Origin of the sequence: Rhodococcus sp. NPDC006774 (genome assembly GCF_040636045.1) — a bacterium.
Classification (GTDB): domain Bacteria; phylum Actinomycetota; class Actinomycetes; order Mycobacteriales; family Mycobacteriaceae; genus Rhodococcoides.
Genome location: NZ_JBEYIW010000001.1, coordinates 577,332 through 596,994, shown reverse-complemented (window position 1 = coordinate 596,994; position 19,663 = coordinate 577,332). Strand labels below are relative to the sequence as shown.

18 protein-coding genes are annotated in these 19,663 nt (G+C 64.9%); 10 read left to right on the top strand and 8 right to left on the bottom strand.

The window, feature by feature from the left end:
* A partial coding sequence (locus ABZ677_RS03030; RefSeq protein WP_358366489.1) for a hypothetical protein occupies positions 1-1,545 on the top strand: 1,545 nt, incomplete at its 5' end.
* A 34-nt stretch (positions 1,546-1,579) separates the two neighbouring features.
* On the opposite strand, the gene ABZ677_RS03025 is transcribed toward ABZ677_RS03030, so the two are convergent.
* Positions 1,580-2,725 (bottom strand): NADH:flavin oxidoreductase, encoded by a 1,146-nt coding sequence (locus ABZ677_RS03025; protein ID WP_358366488.1) that lies wholly within the window; start codon positions 2,723-2,725, stop codon positions 1,580-1,582.
* A 65-nt stretch (positions 2,726-2,790) separates the two neighbouring features.
* Between ABZ677_RS03025 and ABZ677_RS03020 the strand changes: the two genes are divergently transcribed.
* The 3 genes from ABZ677_RS03020 (at position 2,791) to ABZ677_RS03010 (ending at position 5,720) form a co-directional block, all read left to right on the top strand.
* Positions 2,791-3,612, top strand: coding sequence for a sulfurtransferase (locus ABZ677_RS03020; RefSeq protein WP_358366486.1), 822 nt, complete (start codon positions 2,791-2,793; stop codon positions 3,610-3,612).
* A 71-nt stretch (positions 3,613-3,683) separates the two neighbouring features.
* Positions 3,684-4,505 (top strand): SDR family oxidoreductase, encoded by an 822-nt coding sequence (locus ABZ677_RS03015; RefSeq protein ID WP_358366484.1) that lies wholly within the window; start codon positions 3,684-3,686, stop codon positions 4,503-4,505.
* A 9-nt stretch (positions 4,506-4,514) separates the two neighbouring features.
* On the top strand, positions 4,515-5,720 hold the full coding sequence (locus tag ABZ677_RS03010; protein WP_358366483.1) for an acyl-CoA dehydrogenase family protein: 1,206 nt from the start codon (positions 4,515-4,517) through the stop codon (positions 5,718-5,720).
* 7 nt (positions 5,721-5,727) lie between these two features.
* Here ABZ677_RS03010 and ABZ677_RS03005 read toward each other — a convergent pair whose 3' ends face one another.
* Together ABZ677_RS03005 and ABZ677_RS03000 are read right to left on the bottom strand one after the other, a co-directional pair.
* On the bottom strand, positions 5,728-6,765 hold the full coding sequence (locus ABZ677_RS03005) for a TIGR03086 family metal-binding protein (protein ID WP_358366481.1): 1,038 nt from the start codon (positions 6,763-6,765) through the stop codon (positions 5,728-5,730).
* A complete protein-coding gene (locus ABZ677_RS03000; RefSeq protein ID WP_358366479.1) occupies positions 6,762-7,121 on the bottom strand; it encodes a metalloregulator ArsR/SmtB family transcription factor in 360 nt (119 codons plus the stop codon). Before ABZ677_RS03000 ends, ABZ677_RS03005 begins: the two co-directional genes overlap by 4 nt.
* Positions 7,122-7,331: 210 nt before the next feature.
* Between ABZ677_RS03000 and ABZ677_RS02995 the strand changes: the two genes are divergently transcribed.
* A complete protein-coding gene (locus ABZ677_RS02995; protein ID WP_358366477.1) occupies positions 7,332-7,694 on the top strand; it encodes a hypothetical protein in 363 nt (120 codons plus the stop codon).
* Between the two features lie 87 nt (positions 7,695-7,781).
* Here ABZ677_RS02995 and ABZ677_RS02990 read toward each other — a convergent pair whose 3' ends face one another.
* From ABZ677_RS02990 to ABZ677_RS02980, 3 genes are read right to left on the bottom strand one after another with little or no spacing between them, the layout of a single operon-like run.
* Positions 7,782-8,891 (bottom strand): NDMA-dependent alcohol dehydrogenase, encoded by a 1,110-nt coding sequence (locus ABZ677_RS02990; protein ID WP_037194945.1) that lies wholly within the window; start codon positions 8,889-8,891, stop codon positions 7,782-7,784.
* Between the two features lie 21 nt (positions 8,892-8,912).
* The gene (locus ABZ677_RS02985) at positions 8,913-10,382 is read right to left on the bottom strand and encodes an aldehyde dehydrogenase (RefSeq protein ID WP_037194946.1); all 1,470 of its coding nucleotides are present in this window, start codon (positions 10,380-10,382) and stop codon (positions 8,913-8,915) included.
* 54 nt (positions 10,383-10,436) lie between these two features.
* Entirely contained in the window at positions 10,437-12,029 is a 1,593-nt protein-coding gene (locus tag ABZ677_RS02980) for a helix-turn-helix domain-containing protein (RefSeq protein ID WP_358366475.1), read from the bottom strand.
* Positions 12,030-12,196: 167 nt separating this feature from the next.
* Here ABZ677_RS02980 and ABZ677_RS02975 point away from each other — a divergent pair, with 167 nt between their 5' ends.
* The 3 genes from ABZ677_RS02975 to ABZ677_RS02965 are packed head-to-tail and all read left to right on the top strand — an operon-like array spanning position 12,197 to position 14,497.
* On the top strand, positions 12,197-12,796 hold the full coding sequence (locus ABZ677_RS02975) for a DJ-1/PfpI family protein (RefSeq protein WP_358366473.1): 600 nt from the start codon (positions 12,197-12,199) through the stop codon (positions 12,794-12,796).
* Positions 12,793-13,257, top strand: coding sequence for a MarR family transcriptional regulator (locus ABZ677_RS02970; RefSeq protein ID WP_358366471.1), 465 nt, complete (start codon positions 12,793-12,795; stop codon positions 13,255-13,257). The genes ABZ677_RS02975 and ABZ677_RS02970 overlap by 4 nt, the downstream gene beginning before the upstream one ends.
* A 7-nt stretch (positions 13,258-13,264) precedes the next feature.
* Positions 13,265-14,497, top strand: coding sequence for a hypothetical protein (locus tag ABZ677_RS02965; protein ID WP_358366469.1), 1,233 nt, complete (start codon positions 13,265-13,267; stop codon positions 14,495-14,497).
* On the opposite strand, the gene ABZ677_RS02960 is transcribed toward ABZ677_RS02965, so the two are convergent.
* Positions 14,479-15,093 carry a dihydrofolate reductase family protein gene (locus ABZ677_RS02960; protein WP_358366467.1) on the bottom strand — a complete coding sequence of 205 codons (615 nt, stop codon included), beginning with the start codon at positions 15,091-15,093 and terminating at the stop codon, positions 14,479-14,481. The genes ABZ677_RS02965 and ABZ677_RS02960 overlap by 19 nt on opposite strands.
* Before the next feature lie 52 nt (positions 15,094-15,145).
* On the opposite strand from ABZ677_RS02960, the gene ABZ677_RS02955 reads away from it, so the two are divergent.
* Both ABZ677_RS02955 and ABZ677_RS02950 read left to right on the top strand, forming a co-directional pair.
* The gene (locus ABZ677_RS02955) at positions 15,146-16,150 is read left to right on the top strand and encodes an aldo/keto reductase family protein (RefSeq protein WP_037194955.1); all 1,005 of its coding nucleotides are present in this window, start codon (positions 15,146-15,148) and stop codon (positions 16,148-16,150) included.
* Positions 16,151-16,201: 51 nt separating this feature from the next.
* On the top strand, positions 16,202-17,668 hold the full coding sequence (locus ABZ677_RS02950) for a carboxylesterase family protein (protein WP_358366464.1): 1,467 nt from the start codon (positions 16,202-16,204) through the stop codon (positions 17,666-17,668).
* 86 nt (positions 17,669-17,754) lie between these two features.
* Here ABZ677_RS02950 and ABZ677_RS02945 read toward each other — a convergent pair whose 3' ends face one another.
* Positions 17,755-19,596, bottom strand: coding sequence for an NAD(P)/FAD-dependent oxidoreductase (locus ABZ677_RS02945; protein ID WP_358366463.1), 1,842 nt, complete (start codon positions 19,594-19,596; stop codon positions 17,755-17,757).
* Between the last annotated feature and the right edge of the window lie 67 nt (positions 19,597-19,663).

Here is a 19,663-nt window from a genome sequence, read left to right as displayed (position 1 = left end):
TTGACCGCACCCGAAGCCGCCACCGCATGGCAACTCCTCGAAGAAATGGCCGACACCCTCTGCCCGAAAGACCCGCGCGGGAAGAAAGAACGCCTGTGTGATGCGTTCATGGCCCGCATGCACGGCGAACCCCGACTGGCATGCCTGTGCCACCGCCCCGACTGCCCGAAGAAAGACCCGGTGTTGCCAGATAGGCGGGTGCCGTTGACGATGATCACCGTCGACATCGCCACCCTCATCGGACTGCTCGCCAACCCCGCCTACCTCGCCGGACACGGTTCCATCGACCCCGACCTCGCGCAGGACCTGGCACGCAACAGTCACTGGCAGATCCTGCTCACCGAAGCCGTCACCCTCGCCGAATCCCTCGGCCTCGCACACCAGAACCCGGAGACCGGGGAATGGGAACGAACACCAACAGACCAGCAGCAGGAGTCGGACTCAGCGTCGGATCCGGTGAACGACACGGACACGAAAACGGGGACGAACGCTGCTTCGGCAACAGACGCTACCGAGACTCGCAGCTGCACCTGTAGCGACTCGGAACGGGCGACTGAATCCGAATCAAGCACTCTTACTGGCACATCCACTGACACCGATGCGGACACCGATGCCGAATCACCCGCACCCGCACCCGCACCCGCACCCGACCCCGCGCCCTCGCCGACCAGCGCGTCAGCACCGGCGACAGACCTCGCGCGAGGAACAGCTCTGGCGTCGGGACCGGAGACTACGACGTCACCGGCTCCGATGGAGGGTCAGACCGCGGACACCCCTGCCCATCCAGCGGCAGATCCAGCTCCCCCCGACCCCGGCGGAGACGAAGACAGACCACGACGGACCCAATCGCTGACCTCCGCCGCAGCCCTGTTCTGCACCCACACCCCCGTCGGCCGGGGCACACGGCACAGCTCTGCCCTCGATCTCCCGACACTGAACCACGCCGCCCTGAACCAGTCGGGCCTCGGGCGTTCGGGCAACCGCACCGGCTGTACACCCGCCGGCATCTACCTCGGCAACGCGTCCCTCGCCGCAGCACTCGAAGCCGCGATCGCCGCCGATCCCAACCTCGGAAAATCAGTACCTCGCGACCCGCTCACCGACCGCGCCCTGATCTACCGACCCGACACCCTCACCACCGCAGCCGTCCGACTACGCGACAAACACTGCCGATTCCCCGGCTGCCACCGACCCGCCGCACGCTGCCAACTCGACCACATCACCCCCTACGACCACACCAACCCCCTCGGCGGAGGCTGGACCACCGTCAACAACCTCCAATGCCTCTGCGACTACCACCACAGCGTCAAAACCGCCGGCTACTGGACCGCCACCATGCTCCCCGGCGGAGCCATCCTCTGGAGATCCACATCCAAGACCACCCGAATCACCCTGCCCACCAACGGCACAGCAGTCCCCATCCTCGGCAACGACCTCACACCACACATCCCCACCCGACCCAAACGATCCGGCCACATCGCCTACCCCAACCCACCCGACAACCAACAGCCCGAGACAAACGACACGGCAGCACCGCCGTTCTAGGCGATGCTGCCGTGGATCTCAGTTGCCCGCTCCGTCAGATCAGGTGCTGAATGTGGTCGCGGGTGAATTCGATGCGCTCATCGACGCGTCCGTCTCCGACCTTGTTCACCCAATCGGGGTCGGACAGCAGTGCTCGTCCGACGGCCACCAGATCGAACTCGTTGTCCTCGAACTGGCCGACCAGTGCATCGAGTCCGGTGACACCGGATGCGGCGTCCTCCGACCATGCCGAAGTGAACACGGAGTCGAGGCCAACCGATCCGACAGTGATCGTCGGGACGCCGGTGAGCTTGCGGGTCCACCCGGCCAAGCCCAGCTTTCCGTCGTTGCCGTCCAGCTCCGGGAACGCCGGATCCCAGTGGCGGCGGGTCGAGGCGTGCAGAATGTCCACTCCGGCGTCGACGAGAGGAGTCAGGACACGTCCGAGTTCCTCCGGATTCTGGGCGATCCGGGCGTCGAAGTGATTGCTCTTCCACTGCGAGAAGCGGTACACGATGGCGAAGTCCTCACCCACCGCGGCGCGGATCGCCGCAACGACCTGCGCGGGGAAGCGAGTCCGAGCTTCGAGAGAACCACCGAACTCGTCGTCGCGCACATTGGTTGTGGCCCAGAGGAATTCGTCGAGCAGATACCCGTGCGCGCCGTGCAGTTCGAGGCCGTCGAAGCCGGTGTTCTTCGCGTTGACCGCGGCCTGCACCCACTGCGAGGTGAGTTCGTCGAGGTCGGCGTCGGTGAATGCCCGACCCACCGAAGAACCGTCGAGTGCAATGCCCGACGGGCTCACGGTGGTGACGTCCGGGAAGAGGCGAGGCTCGGTGCCGCGCTCGACACCGAGGTGCCACAGCTGCGGGATGATCGCGCTGCCCTCGGCGTGGACGGCGTCGACGACACCCTTCCAGCCCTCGAGGCTGGCGTCACCGTAGATCCGCGGGACGCGGGTATGAGGGCCGGCTGCCGGATCGGGAATGTAGGTGCCCTCGGTGATGATGAGGCCGGTGCCGCCGGCCGCGCGCTTGCGGTAGTACTCGGCGACATCCGGGCCGGGGATGCCGTCGGGAGAAAAGGCGCGCGTCATCGGGGCCATGGCGAAGCGATTGCGCAGCTTCAGCGACTTGACCTCGAACGGCTCGAAGAGCCCGGCGGTGGACAGATGCTGTGTTGTGGATGCAGTTTCGGTCACGCCTGCGCACAACCGGCATGCAACCCGAGCTATTCCCGGCGCAGGGCTGTTAGCGTCGGAGCCTTATGAGCCCCTCGCCGCTGATTTCTGCCGCCGAACTGCACGACCTCTTCGAGATGGGGCGGGCTCCGGTCGTCCTCGATATTCGATTCATGCTGCAGACCGGAAGCGACAGAGCCGGTTACAAGGCCGGCCATATCCCGAATGCGCAGTTCGTGGACCTCGACGCGGAGCTTGCCGGGGTCCCGGGTCCTGGCGGCCGCCACCCGTTGCCCGACACCGAGACGTTCGTCGCAGCGATGCGCGGCGCCGGGGTGAGTGACGACTCCTCGGTCGTGGTCTACGACGGAGGACCGGCGACCGCGGCAGCGCGCGGCTGGTGGTTGTTGCGCTACTACGGCCATGCCGACGTGCGAGTCCTCGACGGCGGTCTCGCCCAGTGGGTCGCGGCCGGATTCCCGATCGGTACCGAACCGTCGATCGTGGCGGCCGGATCGTTCACTGCGAGGCCGTCCCTTGCGTCCGTTCTCGACGTCGACGACGTACTCGACTTCGCCCGGGACAACGTACTGCTCGACGCCCGGGCACCCGAGCGGTTCCGCGGGGAAGTGGAACCGGTGGATCCCGTGGCCGGTCACATCCCCGGCGCGGTCAATCGGCCGACGACCGAGAACGTCGATACGGACGGCAAGTTTCTGGACCCAGGGGTACTCAATGGCACATTCGGTGGACTTGTGCCCGAGGGAAAGAAAGTCGCCGTCTACTGCGGTTCCGGCGTGACCGCGGCACATCAGATTCTCGCGCTCGAATTGGCGGGCATCGATGCTGCGTTGTATCCGGGCTCGTGGTCGGGGTGGATCACCGATCCGACGCGTCCCCGGGCCTAGAGTGCGCCTCTGAGCAGCATGTTCATGCAACCAGGGTTGAACTTGAATCCGACTTCAACTATACCTGGGGCATGAAGGTAGAAGGCAAGGTTGCCATCGTCACCGGAGGTGGTGGCGGAATCGGCGGAGCCATCGCCGCTCGACTCTCCGAGCACGGCGCACGCGTCGTCGTCTCCGATCTCGACGAAACCACGGCCCGATCCGTGGCCGACGCCATCGAACGCGACCGGCCGGGAACGGCCGTCGCCGCTGCGGCGGACGCGTCGAACACCGAGGACATCCAACGGCTGATCGCGGTGGCCGAGGAATCGTTCGGCCCCGTCGATCTCTACTTCGCCAACGCAGGCATCAGCGGCGCACCCGGACTCGACGCCGCCGAGCAGGACTGGGACCTGTCGTTCGACGTCAACGTACGCGCGCACATTCGGGCCGCGCAGTTGTTGGTGCCGGGTTGGCTCGAGCGCGGCGAGGGATACTTCGTCAGCACCGCCTCGGCGGCCGGCCTGCTCACCCAGATCGGCTCGGCGACATATGCGACGACCAAGCACGCGGCGGTCGGCTTCGCCGAGTGGATGAACGTCACCTACGGCAACCGCGGTATTCGCGTCAGCTGCCTGTGCCCGATGGGTGTCAACACCAAACTGCTCTACGAGGGACGCGAATCCGGAGATGCGTTGGGAGCGGCGGCAACTGCCGCGGTTCTCAGTGCCGGTGCCGTGCTCGAACCGCTCGATGTCGCCGATGTGGTGCTCGACGCGATGGACCGCGAGCAGTTCCTCATCCTGCCGCACGAGAACGTACTGGACATGTACCGCAACAAGGGTGCCGATTACGACCGGTGGTTGCGCGGCATGCGTCGCTACCAGGACAGCTTGCTCGACAACAACCGATAGGGGCCCACCGTGGCATTTTTCGAGACCTCCGACCGTGCGAAGAAATACGAGTCGGATCTGTTGGAGTTCATGGACTCTCACATCTACCCGGCCGAGGCAGTGTACGAGCAGCAGATGCTCGAGTCGGGTGACCCGCACTTCCAGCCGCCGATCATCGAGGACTTGAAGAAGGAAGCGCGCTCGCGCGGACTGTGGAATCTGTTCCACCCGCATCCCGAGTGGGGCCCCGGTCTGACCAACCTCGAATACGCACCGCTGGCCGAGATCATGGGACGAAGCCTGCTCGCTCCCGAGGCATGCAACTGCAACGCACCGGACACCGGCAACATGGAGGTGTTCACGCTCTTCGGTACCGACGAGCACAAAGAGAAGTACCTGAAGCCGTTGCTGGACGGCACCATTCGCTCTGCCTTTGCGATGACCGAACCCGACGTGGCCAGCTCGGACGCCACCAACATCGCGATGAAGATGGACCGCGACGGTGACGACTTCATCCTCAACGGGCGCAAGTGGTGGACGTCCAATGCGATGCACAAGAACTGCAAGGTGCTCATCGTGATGGGCAAGACCGATCCAGAGGCGGCCACGCACCGTCAGCAGTCGATGCTGGTGGTGCCCGTCGACGCACCCGGCGTCACCGTTCTGCGCAACCTGCCGGTGTTCGGCTACATCGACCGCGAAGGTCACGCCGAGGTGCTCTTCGAGGATGTGCGGGTACCGGCGAAGGACGTGTTGAAGGGGCCGGGGGAGGGCTTTGCCATCAGCCAGGCTCGCTTGGGTCCCGGCCGTATCCACCACGCGATGCGCACCATCGGCGTGGCAGAACGTGCGCTCGAATTGCTCTGTCGCCGTGCGGTATCGCGCGTGACGTTCGGCAAGCCGGTGGCGATGCGCTCGAACATTCAGGACTGGATCGCCGAGGCGCGCATCGAGATCGAGAAGACCAGGTTGCTCACGTTCAAAGCCGCGTACCTGATGGACACCGTCGGGAACAAGGAAGCGCGCACGGAGATCGCAGCGATCAAGGTTGCGGCACCCGAGATGGCTCTGAAGATCATCGACCGGGCCATCCAGGTCCACGGCGGAGGCGGAGTGTCCAACGACTTCCCACTGGCGATGATGTACGCACACATACGCACGCTGCGGCTCGCAGACGGTCCCGACGAGGTGCACAAGATGTCGATCGCGAAAATGGAGCTGAAGAAGTACCTCTGAACGGAGGTTATCGACCCGGCTGCCAGGCCGGGTCGCGGCCGATGAAGGCCATCAGCTGGTCCTGCGGGGACGCGTCGTCGGCAACGGGGACGGCGGGGCCGTACTGCCCGCTGTCCCGTAGCACCTGCTCCATCGGTCGCATGGCCTCGAGCGCTGCGGCGCAGCGTTCCTGGCCCAGATCAGGCTCTCGGCCGAGGGCTTTCGCCAGGTCCCAGGAGTGCATCCAGACGTCGGCGGTGTAGAACATGTCGATCGCCTCGTCCACCGGCATGTCTCCGGTGTGCGGGTTGCTCAGCACCCGGTCGGCAGGGTCGTCGAGAATTGCTTGGATGTCGGCGACGTGCTGCGTCCAGGCTGCGGCCGGGTCGGCTTCGACATCGAGCGTCGGTAGCGCGATTCCTGCGCCCCCAGCGAGGAAGCCGCGTGACCACTCGATCAAATGCTGCACGACATCGCGTGCAGCCCAACCCGATACCGGGCTCGGCCCGGCCCAGTCCTCCGGTGACGCGGACAGAACGAGTGCACTGAACCTTGCCGCGTCCTGTGCGTGCTGCTGGGCCGGACCGGTGTGCTGCTGGAGGAGTTCGTCGAGCTTGTCGTAGCCCTCCTTCACGCCGACGTCCATGCCGCTCGACAGCATGCCGTCGCGACTCGCGAAGTCCGACATCACGCTCAGAACCCTCAGCCGTGTACCGCCATCGCCTCGGCTCTCGAAGGTGAGCGTTTCGAGCGCGACCGAGTCGGGTGCACCCTCCCAGGTGAAGGTCCACACGATTCGCTCGTTGGCACGCACCTCGTGGAAGCTGCCGAAGAACGCGGCGATCTCCTCACCGTCCCGGTCGTTGGCGAAAGCCCAGGCTCCTCCGGTATGCCCCTCCCACTTCAGTATTCGGGTCGTCAACGATCGCGGCCCCACCCATCGGCGATACAGCTCGGGGTCGATATGAGCGCGAAAGACCTGCTCCGGCGTCGCATCGAACTCTCGGATGATCTCGATCGTGGGGACTTTCTCGTCCGCGACGATCTCGGTCTCGTGTGCAGTCATGACACTTCTTTCGTCTCGGTGGTCTTGTCGTCTGCGATGGTGTCCAGCAGGGCGTCGAGGCGTCGATAACGTTGTTCTGCTTCCTGGCGATAACGCTCGATCCATTTCGTCATCAGGCCGAACACCTCGGCGTCGAGATGCACCGGACGACGTTGGGCATCCTTGCTGCGCGTGACCAATCCGGCGTCCTCGAGCACCTTCACGTGTTTGGAGACAGCTTGCAGGCTCATCTCGTACGGCTCGGCCAGTTCGCTGACGTTCGCGTCACCGCCGGCGAGCCGGGCGACGATGTCACGTCGAGTGGGATCGGCCAGGGCCGCGAACGTCCTGTTGAGCTGCTCTGTTCGATCGTCCATGGGGTTCCTCGCTGTGCGTCGATGCCGAGAGTAGGCCGCTCGCCCGGCGTAGTCAACCATTTGGTTGATCAAGCTGATCGCCTACCCTCGACCCATGAGCGACGGTGACGACATGGTGCGGGACGTGCTCTCCCGGGCTCCGGGGCACCCCTGCGGGTGGCGATCGACGGTGTGACGGCATCGGGGAAGACCACGTGCGCACAATGGCTGGTGAATGCTGTTGCAGCGCAGGGGCGTCCGTCCGTACATGTGACCATGGACGGCTTCCATCACCGACGTGCCCACCGGTATCGACAGGGGCGGGCGTCGGCTCTCGGCTACTACCTGGACGCGTACGATTTCGACGCGTTTGTCTCACACGTGCTGATCCCGTTGGGGCCGAACGGAAGCGGTGCCATTCGGCGTCGGGTCATCGATCTGGCGACGGACGAGCCGGTGGATGATCCGCTCGGTGGCCCGGAGGCGGCAGGTCGGGCCTTCGACCAGCGCTATCACGCGGCATGCCGGATCTATCTGGACGAGGTGGATCCGCGCGCTCGGGCAACGCGAGTGTTGCCGGTCGACTGGAGATGACCACCATCGCTCGTGCATTCGGATGCGCGCAACGGTGCGGTCGAGTGCCATCCAGCGCACTCGACCGCACCACTGCCGCAGCGTGTTTCAGAAATGAATCACCCCGCGCATGTTCTTGCCGTCACGCAGGTCCTGGTAGCCCTCGTTGACCTGTTCGAGGGAGTAGGTCGAGGTGATCAGCTCGTCGAGCTTGAGTTGCCCGGCGTCGTACAGGCGTAGCAAGCGCACGATGTCGTACTGCGGGTTCGCGGACCCGAAGAGCGTGCCCTTGATCGTCTTCTGATTCAACGTCAGATCCGTGCCGGACACGTGCACCGTCAGCTTCTCCGGATCGGCGAGGCCGGTGATGACGACGGTGCCGCCCTTGCCGATCGCCGCGGTCGCGGCCTGCACGACCTCCTCGTCGACGGTTCCGACCAGAATCAGAGCCTGGTCTGCTCCCTGGCCCCACGTGAGTTCGGTCAACTTCTCCTGGGCCGACGCGGCATCCGCGAACGCGTGAGTCGCACCGAACTTCAGTGCCTGGTTGCGCTTGAACTCGAGCGGATCCACGACGAGCACATGCTTCGCGCCCGAATGCACGGCTCCCTGAACGGCATTGATGCCGAGGCCGCCGATGCCGTAGATGATCACCGAGTCGCCTGCGCGTACACCGCCCGCGTACACGGCGGTGCCCCAGCCGGACGGGACGCCGCAGCCCACGAGAACTGCTGTCTCCAAGGGCAACCAGTCGTCGATCTTGACGACGGAGTGCTGCGAGATGGTGGCGCGCTCGGAGAAGGTACCGAGCATACACATCGCTCCGAATTCGGTGCCCTTGCTGTCACGGCGACGGAACGTGCCGTCGGGCATGCAGCCCTCGAGGATCGTTGCGCCCATGTCGCACAGGTTCTGTCGCCCGGTGGAACAGTAGCGGCAGGTGCCGCAGTTCGGGATGAAGGAACAGACGACATGATCGCCTGGCTTGACCTTGGTGACGCCGGGACCGACTTCCTCGATGATGCCGGAACCCTCGTGGCCGCCGACGATGGGGAAGCGTGGTGGCAGGTCGCCGTCGAGCAGATGTAGATCCGAATGACACAGTCCTGCTGCGACATACTTGATCAGGACTTCACCGGGGCCGGGGCCGTCCATCTCGAGTTCGATGATCTCGAACGGCTTGTGCGGCTCGAACAGTACTGCTGCTTTGGTCTTCACAGAGATTCTCCTGAGTTCGATTCAGCGGTAGATGGATTTGACGTGTTGGAAATTTCCGATGGCGTCGGGCCCGAGCTCGCGCCCGATTCCGCTGTCCTTGACCCCGCCGAACGGGGACGAGGGATCCACCATGTAGTGGTTGATGCCGATGGTTCCGGTGTGAATTCGCTTGGCCACGTCGAAACCTCGCTCGTCGTCGGCGGTCCAGACGGATCCACCGAGCCCGAAATCCGAGTCGTTGGCAATGCTGATCGCCTCGGCTTCGTCGCCGTACGGGATGATCGACAGGACGGGCCCGAAGATCTCTTCCTGCGCGATGGTGTGGTTGTTGTCGACGTCGGCGAAGATCGTCGGTTGAACGAACCAGCCGCGATCGAGGTCTGCGGGCCTACCGCCGCCGGTGACGAGCCGAGCGCCGTCGCCGCTTCCTTTCGCGATGTAACCCTCGACGCGATCGCGCTGCCGCTCGCTGGCCATCGGCCCGATCTGGGTGGCCGGGTCGAGCGCGTCGCCGACGGCCAATGAGTTCGCGAACGCTTCCATCATGCCGACCACCTCGTCGTAGCGGGAGCGCGGCGCGAGGACTCGGGTGCCGAGGAAGCACGTCTGACCGTTGTTGAGAAACGTTGCACCGAAGAGGTTCTCGCCGATCTCGGCGAGATCGAGATTCGCGTCGTCGAGGATGATCGACGCCGACTTGCCGCCCAGTTCGAGAGTCACCGGGCGCAACAGGCGGCCACATGTTTCGGCGATGGACCGCCCGGCTGCGGTGGAGCCGGTGAACGCGACCTTGTCGATGCCTCGATGCGAGACCAGATGGGCACCGATCTCACGGCCACCGGGAACGATGTTGATGACGCCGGGCGGCAACCCAGCGGCAATGATGGCCTCCGCCAACACAACCGAGTCGAGCACCGTCTCGGGAGACGGCTTGAGCACGACGGTGCAGCCGGCTGCGAGGGCCGGTGCGTACTTGAACGCGGCCAGAGTCTGCGGGAAATTCCACGGTGCGATGGCGCCGACGACGCCGATCGGCTCGCGTCGAACCGTTGTCGTCCCGCCCATCAGGTGGGGGTGAGATTCCTCGAACTGCGCGGTTCGCGCGAGACCCGAGAAGTACCGCATCACGGCGACCGGGAAGCCGCCTTCGAGTTGCTCCGCAATGGAGATCGGCATGCCGTTCTGCGCCGCCACGAGTCGGGCGAGTTGGTCGCCTCGCTTCTCGTACTCGTCGGCGAGTCGATCGATCGCGTCGGCGCGCTTCGAGGGCTCCCACCGACTCCAACCGCTGGGGTCCTCGAATGCGCGGCGGGCAGCGGCCACCGCCGCATCGACGTCGGCTTCCTGTGCCTCGGGTACCGATCCGATGCGTTCTTCGCTACTTGCCGAACGGACTTCGATGCGGGCGGACGAGCTGGGTTCCACCCACTCGCCGCCGATGAAGAGCGACGGTGCGTCGAGCTGCTCTCGTGTTGTCGTGTGTGCATCCATGCATACGAGTGTGACCCCGATCACGGATGTCGAGTGTTCAGAAAGTGGACAACCTCAGCCGAGGATGCCGAACTCGCGCATCCGCTTGTACAGGGTGGTCCGACTGATTCCCAGGCTCTCCGCCGTCGTGCGTTTGTTGCCGCCCTGCCGCGCCAACTCGTGCACGATGGCGTCGCGCATCGCGGTGTCGAGTGTGCTCATGCGAGTCGTCGACGCGTTCTTGCGCGGTCTGACCAGTTCCCGTTCGGTGATGTCGCCGACGGATCTACGCGATGCGGCCTCGGTGACCTCGGCTCGGAGTTCGCCGATGTTGCCCGGCCAGTCGTAGTCGATCAGCGCCGACAACGCTGCGGGCGTGAAGTGCGCGCGGGATTCGAGCTCGGCCATGATGGCGCGGACCAGGTCCGGGATTTCGTGTCGGCGAGAACGCAAGGGGGCCAGCTCGATGGTGTCGGCGCACAGTGACAGGAGTTGGCGGTGTTCGAGTTCGGCCGAGTCGGTGGCCGAGCTCGACAACGCGTACCACCCGCGGGCGGACGACAGAGTCGAATGCAGCCGGCTCGCCACCGGACCCGGGAGAAAGTGCACGTTCTTTATCACCACATCGTGTGCAGCCTCGACCTGATGCTCGACGGCTGTCAACCACTCGGCCGGGGTCGTTGTCACCAGATCTGCGGCGTCGAACCAGTGCGGTGACGTCGTTGCTGTCAGTCGGGCGAGGGTGGTCGACTTTCCGGTTCCGGGTTCGCCGATGACACACAACGGCTTTCGGATTCTCGGAGCGGGAACAGGGGTGCGCACGGTGTCGTGAGGATCGATCTCGATGACGATTCCAGCGGCCGATACCGGACGCTCCCAGCGCACGGTTGCGTGCAGTCCGGAATTGAGGATCACATCGTGTACGACGCCACTGCGCCGGATCGAATCGTCGGTGAGCGCGCGCAGTGCGGAATGATCGACTGAATCGATCATTGCTGCAGCGCTGGTGTTTTCGAGCAGAATCTCGTCGGCGATCGCGATGACCGGCGCACCGCGACGCTGCGAGGACGCGTACTGAAATGCCTGGAACAGTCGATGTTCACCGGAGCGGGTCTCTTCGAGGAGCCTGCCCTGAATGTCCTGTGCGGCATGAACGAGCATCGGTTCGAGTAGCGGGTTGTCACCGGAGGCCAGGAAGGTGATGTCGAGGACGCCCTCGATGCGGCGTGTGACGGGGTGGATCAGGGGGTGGCCGTAGCAACTGAAGGTCTTCATCGACTCGATGTAGTGCTCCTCGGCACGCACGGCACAGGGTGCGCGCATCTCGAAGGTCGTCGAGATCGAATTGGTACCCGATGCCTGTTCGGTGAACGACCGGCCGACGACCGCGCCGACCGAGGACACAGCATCTCGTAGCGAATGGGTTCCGAAACGGAGATCGACCAGCCGGGCATCGCGATCCGCGAGCAGAACGCAGTACCCGGAGCCGTCGAGCACACTCTCCATCCGATCGAGGATGGGGTTTGCCGCGGCGAGGAGGCGGCTGCGACGATCGACGTCACGAAGACTCGCCTGCTCCAGGGTGTCCGCCGGTGCGAGACCGCTCTGCGCCGACCGTTGCCAGGACTTGGCGATGGAATCTCGGAGCTTGTCTGCACCGCTGAGCATCGCGCGTACCTCCGTTGGCCGGCGCTTGGTCGTGCTGTGACGGTAGCGCCGACTGCCCGGTTCGACGCGCGTTTCGACAGAACCTGTCCGATCGGGCAGTGATGCATTGACAGTGCACTGTCATGAGCGCAAAATGACAGCACACTGTCAAATTCTGGAGGCTCGACATGACAACGATCGCTCTGTACGCCACCGACACCATGGCCGACTGGGAATACGGATACCTCACCGCAGGTCTGGCCATGGCCCGCGAGCAGGACCCGGACGCCAACCGGCTGATCATCGCATCGGAGACGGGGGAGGCCGTCACGACGATGGGCGGATTGCGCATCACGCCCGACGTTGCGCTCGCCGGGCTTCCCACTCTCGATGCGTTGATTCTGCCCGGCGCGCCCAGCTGGGACTCCGGTCACGACGCGGTACTGAGGCTCGCCGCCGAACTCGTTGCGGCGGGCACTCCGGTCGCGGCGATCTGCGGGGCAACATTGGGGGTGGCCCGGGCCGGACTACTCGACGACCGGCCGCATACCTCGAATGCCGCCGAGTTCCTCACGCAGGCAACCGAATATCGTGGAGCGGAGCACTACCGCGACGAGAAGGCAGTGTCCGACGGCACCGTGATCACCGCAGGCGGCGTGAGCCCGTTGGAGTTCGCGAAGCTCGTGTTCGAGCGGTTGAACGTGTTTCCCCAACCCGTGGTCGATGCCTGGTACGGCCTGTACACGACGGGGGAACGCAAGTACTACGACCAGCTGGCGGGCGCATGAGCCAGCGCACTCCGGAGGGTGATGCGCTCACAGCCTTGGTGTTGCCCGTCTTCGAGCTCAACGGTGAATTTCTCGCCGCCGCACACGACATCACCGAGCCGACAGGTCTGACTCCGGCGTGGTGGCAGGTCCTGGGAGCCGCCCTGGACGAGCCGCTCTCGGTTGCCGACATCGCGCGACGCGTCGGGCTGGGGTTGGCACGGCAGAGTGTGCAGCGGACGGCAAATCTGTTGGTGGACAAAGGTTGGGCCGTGTACGTCGACAACCCGAACCACAAGCGGGCAAAGTTGCTGGAGCCGACCCCCAAGGGGCGCGACACCGTTGCCGAGCTGCGGGATGCGCAACATGCGTGGTCCGATGCAGTGGGATCCGCTGTGGGAGAACGCGAACTGCAGGCGTTCGCGGCAACCCTGGAGAAGATCCTCGCGGCATCACGGGACTATCGCGGGGGCAGTGCATAATTCGGGCATGGTTGCGCTCGGGGTACTTCTGACCGGATTGCTGGCCGGATTGTCGATGCAGTCCGGCGGCATCGACATCTTCGGCGACACCAGGTTCGGCGGGCTGCTGTTCTCCAGTGGCGGCGTGGGAGTTGCGGTCGCGCTGATTCTTGCGTCGGGTACGGCGATGGTCGTTCGTCGGCGCAGCGTGCTGGCCGGACTGTCCATCGCCGCTGCTGTTGTCATCGGGGGCTCGGTACTGCTGTTCTCGTCCGACTCCGCCGAGGTGGTGGCAGGCGGAGTTCTCTTGGGATGCTCTGCAGTACAGGCGAATCGGAGACGAGGGTATCGCGCGCTACTGATCGGGTCCTTCCTTCTCGGCCTGCTGTCCGCCGGCGCGGTCGAGGCATTGCACTACCCCGCTGTTCCCCGGCGCTACGCCGACTACCTCACCGAATCCGATATGGGCACACCGATGGTCGTTCCGGTGCTGTGCGTGTTCGTGGTGGTGGCAGTGGCGTGGGCAGCGCGCAACGAAAACCAGGGCGAAAGCCCGGCGACCGAGCGCGATATCCGCACAGTCGCGGCGATACTGCTGGTGACGATCGGTGGGCTGCTGCTGAATGTGGCGTTCGTGTTCAGCATGTTCCAGAGCGAGTACGGGTTCGGCGACCGCTGGAACTACGGCCTTTTTGTCGTACTCGTATTGTTCGCAGCCGCTGCTCTGCTACCGGGGCGTAGCGGCGTCATGGTCCTCGCCGGAACGGCCGTGTTGCTCACCTCGACCACGACCTCGGGTGTGGGTATCAGTGTCTCGGACGGAGTGTGGACACTCGGACTCGTAGCCGTCATTGCAGTCTCGGTGGCAGCCGGTACCGCGCTCGGATTGCGTTGGGGGCGTCCGCTGATCGGCGTCGCAGTTCTGGCGGTGGTCTGCGTGACGGCACTGTTCGAGAGCCCGCCGCTGGACAACGTGCACTACGTCGCGAGCCTGATCGTCTTTCCGGCCGCCGCGGCCTACCTGTACGTCGCGTGCACGCCTGCCGCCCCGACGCCGTCGACCCTCGGCCTTGCCATACCGGTGGCGATCACGGTGCCGATGGTCGTCACGTACGGATGGACGGCGTACACGCCGTTGACCTCCGCACTGACGGACACGTCCTGGCCCGAAAAGTGGCTCTCCACGGGTGGTGCATCGGCAACGGTCGTGCTCGCAGGCGTCGGTATGTGGGCTCTGAACCGCTACCGGGCTCGGCGGTAGACGACGTGGAGGACCTGGTCCGATCCCGCTACCTCGGTCCGCTCCATCGTCGTGGGATCCCAGCCGTCGTAGATCGGTTCCCCAGCTCCGAGAATCACCGGCGAGACCGCAAGATGTAGGTGATCGACGAGCCCTGCCTTCAAGTACTGCCGCACCGTCGATGCCCCGCCGCCGAGGCGCACGTCCTTGCCCGCCGCCGCCTCGTGGGCACGATCGAGCACCGTTTCGATGGGATCGTCGGTGAAGTGGAACGTGGTGCCGACCATCTCCAGTGGCGGCCGTGGGTGATGGGTCAGTACGAACACCGGATGGTGGTACGGCGGCTCCTTACCCCACCAGCCGCGCCAGCTGTAGTCCGGCCACTCGCCGCGGACCGGACCGAACATGTTGCGGCCCATGATGGTTGCGCCGATGTTCTCGGTACCGAGATCGAGCATCCGCTGATCGGTGTCAGGGTCTTCTGTGTCGGAGCGGTCGGCGAACACCCACTGGTGCAGCGCCATGCCGTCGACGCCCATGGGGTTGTCCTGGCTCTGATCAGGACCGGCGGCGAAGCCGTCGAGCGAGACCGACAGATTGTGTACCCGAAGTGTCATACCCGAGTAGACCACCAGCGGAGGGCAAAGTCATCGGAGTACCGTTTTCTTCATGGCTTACAGATACCTCGGAAACAGCGGACTGAAGATTTCGGAGATCACCTACGGCAACTGGTTGACGCACGGATCGCAGGTGGAGAACGACATCGCCACCCAGTGCGTACGCGCGGCCCTCGACGCCGGCATCACGACCTTCGACACCGCCGACGTCTACGCCAACGGAGCCGCCGAGACGGTGCTCGGGGATGCGTTGAAAGGGGAACGTCGAGAATCGCTGGAGATCTTCACCAAGGTCTACTTCCCCGTCGGGCCCAAGGGCCCCAACGACACCGGACTCTCGCGCAAGCACATCCTCGAAGGCATCGACGCGTCGCTGCGTCGACTCGGCACCGACTACGTGGACCTCTACCAGGCGCATCGCTACGACGTCGAGACTCCGCTCGAGGAGACCATCGCCGCGTTCGGTGACGTCGTCCGCCAGGGCAAGGCGCTCTACATCGGCGTCTCCGAGTGGACTGCCGATCAGCTGCGCGCCGGGCAGGAACTCGCCCGTCAGAACGGCTTCTCGATCATCTCGAACCAGCCGCAGTACTCGGCGCTGTGGCGCGTCATCGAGGATCAGGTGATCCCGACTTCGAAGGAACTGGGCATCTCGCAGATCGTCTGGTCGCCCATCGCCCAGGGTGTGCTCACCGGCAAGTATCTCCCCGGCCAGCCCCTGCCCGACGGCTCTCGCGCCAAGGACGACAAGGGCGGCGACAAGATGATCGCGCGGTACCTCGACGACCAGACGCTCACCCGGGTGCAGCAGTTGAAGCCCATCGCGGACGATCTGGGAATCACCATGGCGCAGTTGGCCGTTGCGTGGGTACTGGCCAACGACAACATCGCGGCAGCGCTGGTCGGAGCCTCGCGCCCCGAGCAGATCGCCGAGAACATCAAGGCCTCCGAGGTCACCCTCGACGCCGACGTGCTCGCGAAGATCGACGACGCCCTCGGTGATTCCGTCGAGCGGGACGCGAGCAAGACGGGCTCGCCGGAAGCACGTCTGGTCTGACCGCCTGCCCGAGTCGGTCCGATCCGAACAGGGTAATAAGGAGGTATGGACATGATCACCGTCGATACACCTCAGGGCCAGGTTCGCGGTCGGACCGGCGCAGGCATCACCTCGTTCCTCGGAGTTCCGTACGCCGAGGCCCCGTTCGGACCCCGCCGCTTCCAGGCTCCGTCGCCGCCGCCCACGTGGGACGGAGTGCGCGACGCCCTCGAACTCGGGGCCACCGTCCCCAAGGTGGGATACCGGCCACCGACGAGTGAGATCCTCAGCGAGCCGGTGGTACCCGGTGACGACTGCCTGAACGTCAACGTCTTCACCCCCGACGTCGGCGGATCGGCACCGGTGTTCGTCTGGATTCACGGCGGAGCATTCGTCAACGGCAGCAACGCCATTCCCACGTACGACGGTTCCGCATTCGCGCGCGACGGTGTCGTGGCCGTGGTGATCAACTACCGACTCGGAGTCGACGGTTTCGCGTCGATCGACGGTGCCCCGGCCAACCGCGGAATGCTCGATCAGGTCGCGGCCCTCGAATGGGTACGCGACCACATCGCTGCCTACGGCGGCGACTCTGCCCGCGTGACCATCGCGGGGGAGTCGGCCGGCGCGATGAGCGTCGGCACCCTGATGTCCATGCCCCGTGCCGAAGGGCTCTTCCAACGGGCGATTCTGCAGAGCGGAGCCGGCCACCACGTCATCACCGCCGAGACCGCCGCCAAGGTCTCGGCGGCGTTGGCGGCCTCGCTCGGCGTCGAGGCCACCGTGGACGGCCTGGGTTCTGTGAAGGTGGACGCGTTGGTCGACGCTCAACGCGAGCTGTCCGATCGGATCACGGCCGAGGCTCCGACCGGAGCATGGGGTGAGCTAGCCCTGAACGTGATGGCCTTCGAGCCGTACATCGACGGCGATGTGGTTCCTGCTCTGCCTTTTTCGAGGATCAGCGATGGTGCGAGCGCACAGGTGGACGTGTTGATCGGAACCACCAGTGAAGAACACGCGTTCTTCATCGTGCCGGCCGGAATCGTCCCGCACCTCACCGAGGACTACGTGAAGATGGTCCTCGCCGGGTACCGGGCCGACCCGTCCGCGCTGGACCGGTACCGCGAACAGCTGCCCGACGCCTCGGCGGGCGAGCTGATGATCGCCGTCATGACCGACTGGTTCTTCCGTATTCCGGCCACGCGTCTGGTCGAGGCTCGCTCCGGCGACGCCTTCGTCTACGAATTCACCTGGCGTTCATCGCTGTTCGACGGCGCTCTCGGAGCCTGCCATGCGCTGGAGATCCCGTTCGTGTTCGACATGCTGCACAAGCCCGAGACCGCACGAATCACCGGACCGAACCCGCCGCAGCATGTTGCCGACCAGATGCACCGTGCCTGGGTCGACTTCGTGCGCGACGGCTCTCCCGGCTGGGACCGGTACGGCACCGACCGAGCGGTGATGATGTTCGGCAACGAGCCCGGCGTCGCCCTCGATCCCAGGCCGGCAACCCGCGCGGTGTGGGACGGGGTGCGCTGAGCACCTGAGCACCTGAGCACCTGAGCACCTGCGCCGCACGTGCGCGCGGAAACTCGTAACAGGTTACGAGTTTCCGCGCACATGGGTCAGCTCAGGTGATGCACTTCCTGCAGCCCGTAGACGGGGGTGTCGATGCCCTCGTAGCGTGCCTTGATCTGCAAGGCCAGGTAGAGCGAATAGTGCCGGGACTGATGCAGATTGCCGCCGTGGAACCAGAAATTCTCCTGCTGCGTCGGCTTCCACATGTTGCGCTGCTCGCCCTCCCATGGACCGGGATCCTTGGTGGTGTTCGAGCCGAGGCCCCAGCATTTGCCGACCTTGTCCGCGGTCTCCTGATCGATCAGGTCGGCGACCCAGCCGTTCATCGACCCGTAGCCGGTGGCGTAGACGATGAGATCGGCCGGTAGCTCGGTACCGTCGTCGAGTACGACGCCGGTCTTGCTGATCCGATCCACCTGCCCCGCAACGAGTTTGATCTTGCCGTCCGCCACCAGCTCGGATGCGCCGACGTCGATGTAGTAGCCAGAGCCGCGACGCAGGTACTTCATGAACAGTCCCGAACCGTCGTCACCGAAGTCGAGTTGGAAGCCGGCCTTCTCCAGCCGATCGTAGAAGTCCTTGTCCTGCTCCGCGATCTGCTGGTACACCGGAATCTGGAACTCGTGCATGATCCGGTAGGGCAACGATGCGAACGTGAGATCTGCTTTGCCCGTGGTCATTCCGGATTCGACAGCCCGCTCGGAGTACAGATCACCCAGAGCGATCTCGCAGAGCGAATCGGACTTGACGATGTGCGTCGACGAACGCTGCAGCATCGTCACATCGACGCCCGTCTCGTACAGTGCCTTGCAGATGTCGTGTGCAGAATTGTTGGAACCCACCACCACGACGCGCTTGCCGACATACGCGTCGGGACCGGGGTGTTCGCTGGAATGGTGCTGCTCGCCCTCGAACTCGTCCATGCCGGGGAAATTCGGCACGTTCTTCTTACCGGACATTCCGGTGGCCATCACCAGCTGCTTGGGCCGCAGGATCACTTCCTCGCCGTCACGATCGACGACGACCGTCCATTCCTTCGCCACCTCGTCGTAGGTGGCGGACTTCGCCGTGGTCTTGCTCCAGTACGGAACTTCCATGACCTTGGTGTACATCTCGAGCCAGTCACCGATCTTGTCCTTCGGCGCGAACACCGGCCAGTTCGGCGGGAACGGTAGGTACGGGAGATGGTCGTACCAGACCGGGTCGTGCAGGCACAGCGACTTGTAGCGCCCGCGCCACTGATCGCCGGGGCGCTCTGCACGGTCGACGACGATCGCAGGCACGCCGAGCTGCCGGAACCGCGCACCGAGAGCGATGCCGCCCTGGCCGCCACCGATCACGAGGGCATACGGCTGCACGCTGTAACCGAGTTCCTTCTCCTCGATCTCCTTCTTCTCCGCCCAGTTCTGGGTATCGGCGTTCGAGCCGTGCACCGCGCCCTTGATGCGGGACTTTCCCTGACGCTCCTCATGGCCCTTGAGCTCCTGCATGGTCGTCAGCAGGGTCCAGGCCACGTCGTCGCCGGTGTCGGCGTCGACCGTCAGGCGCAGGTGGCCCTTGCCGCGGCTGGTTGCGGTCTCGAACTCGATCCACGCCGAGACGACGCCGTCCGCCTCGTCGGGTACCTCCGTGGTGTGAAAGCCCGTCGGATCGGTGTCGTCGAGCCGCTCGGAGAGCATGTCGGACACGCCGTCCCGGCCCTCCACCGTCTTGAGATTCCAGGTGAAGGTGACGAGGTCACGCCAGAAGCTGCTGACGGCGAACATGCCGGCAACACGAGGAACATCGCGGGCGACCAGTGCCTCCTCGAACTTCGACAGCCAGGCGTCGACCCGTTCCTGCGGGGTGCGGGTGCGGGTGATCTCGACCGGCTCGATGGTCTGGGTCATGAATACTCCTTGCGATGACGAGGTGCTGGTTCTGTGACCCAGCACACTCCCGCCCCGTGGCGAAGTC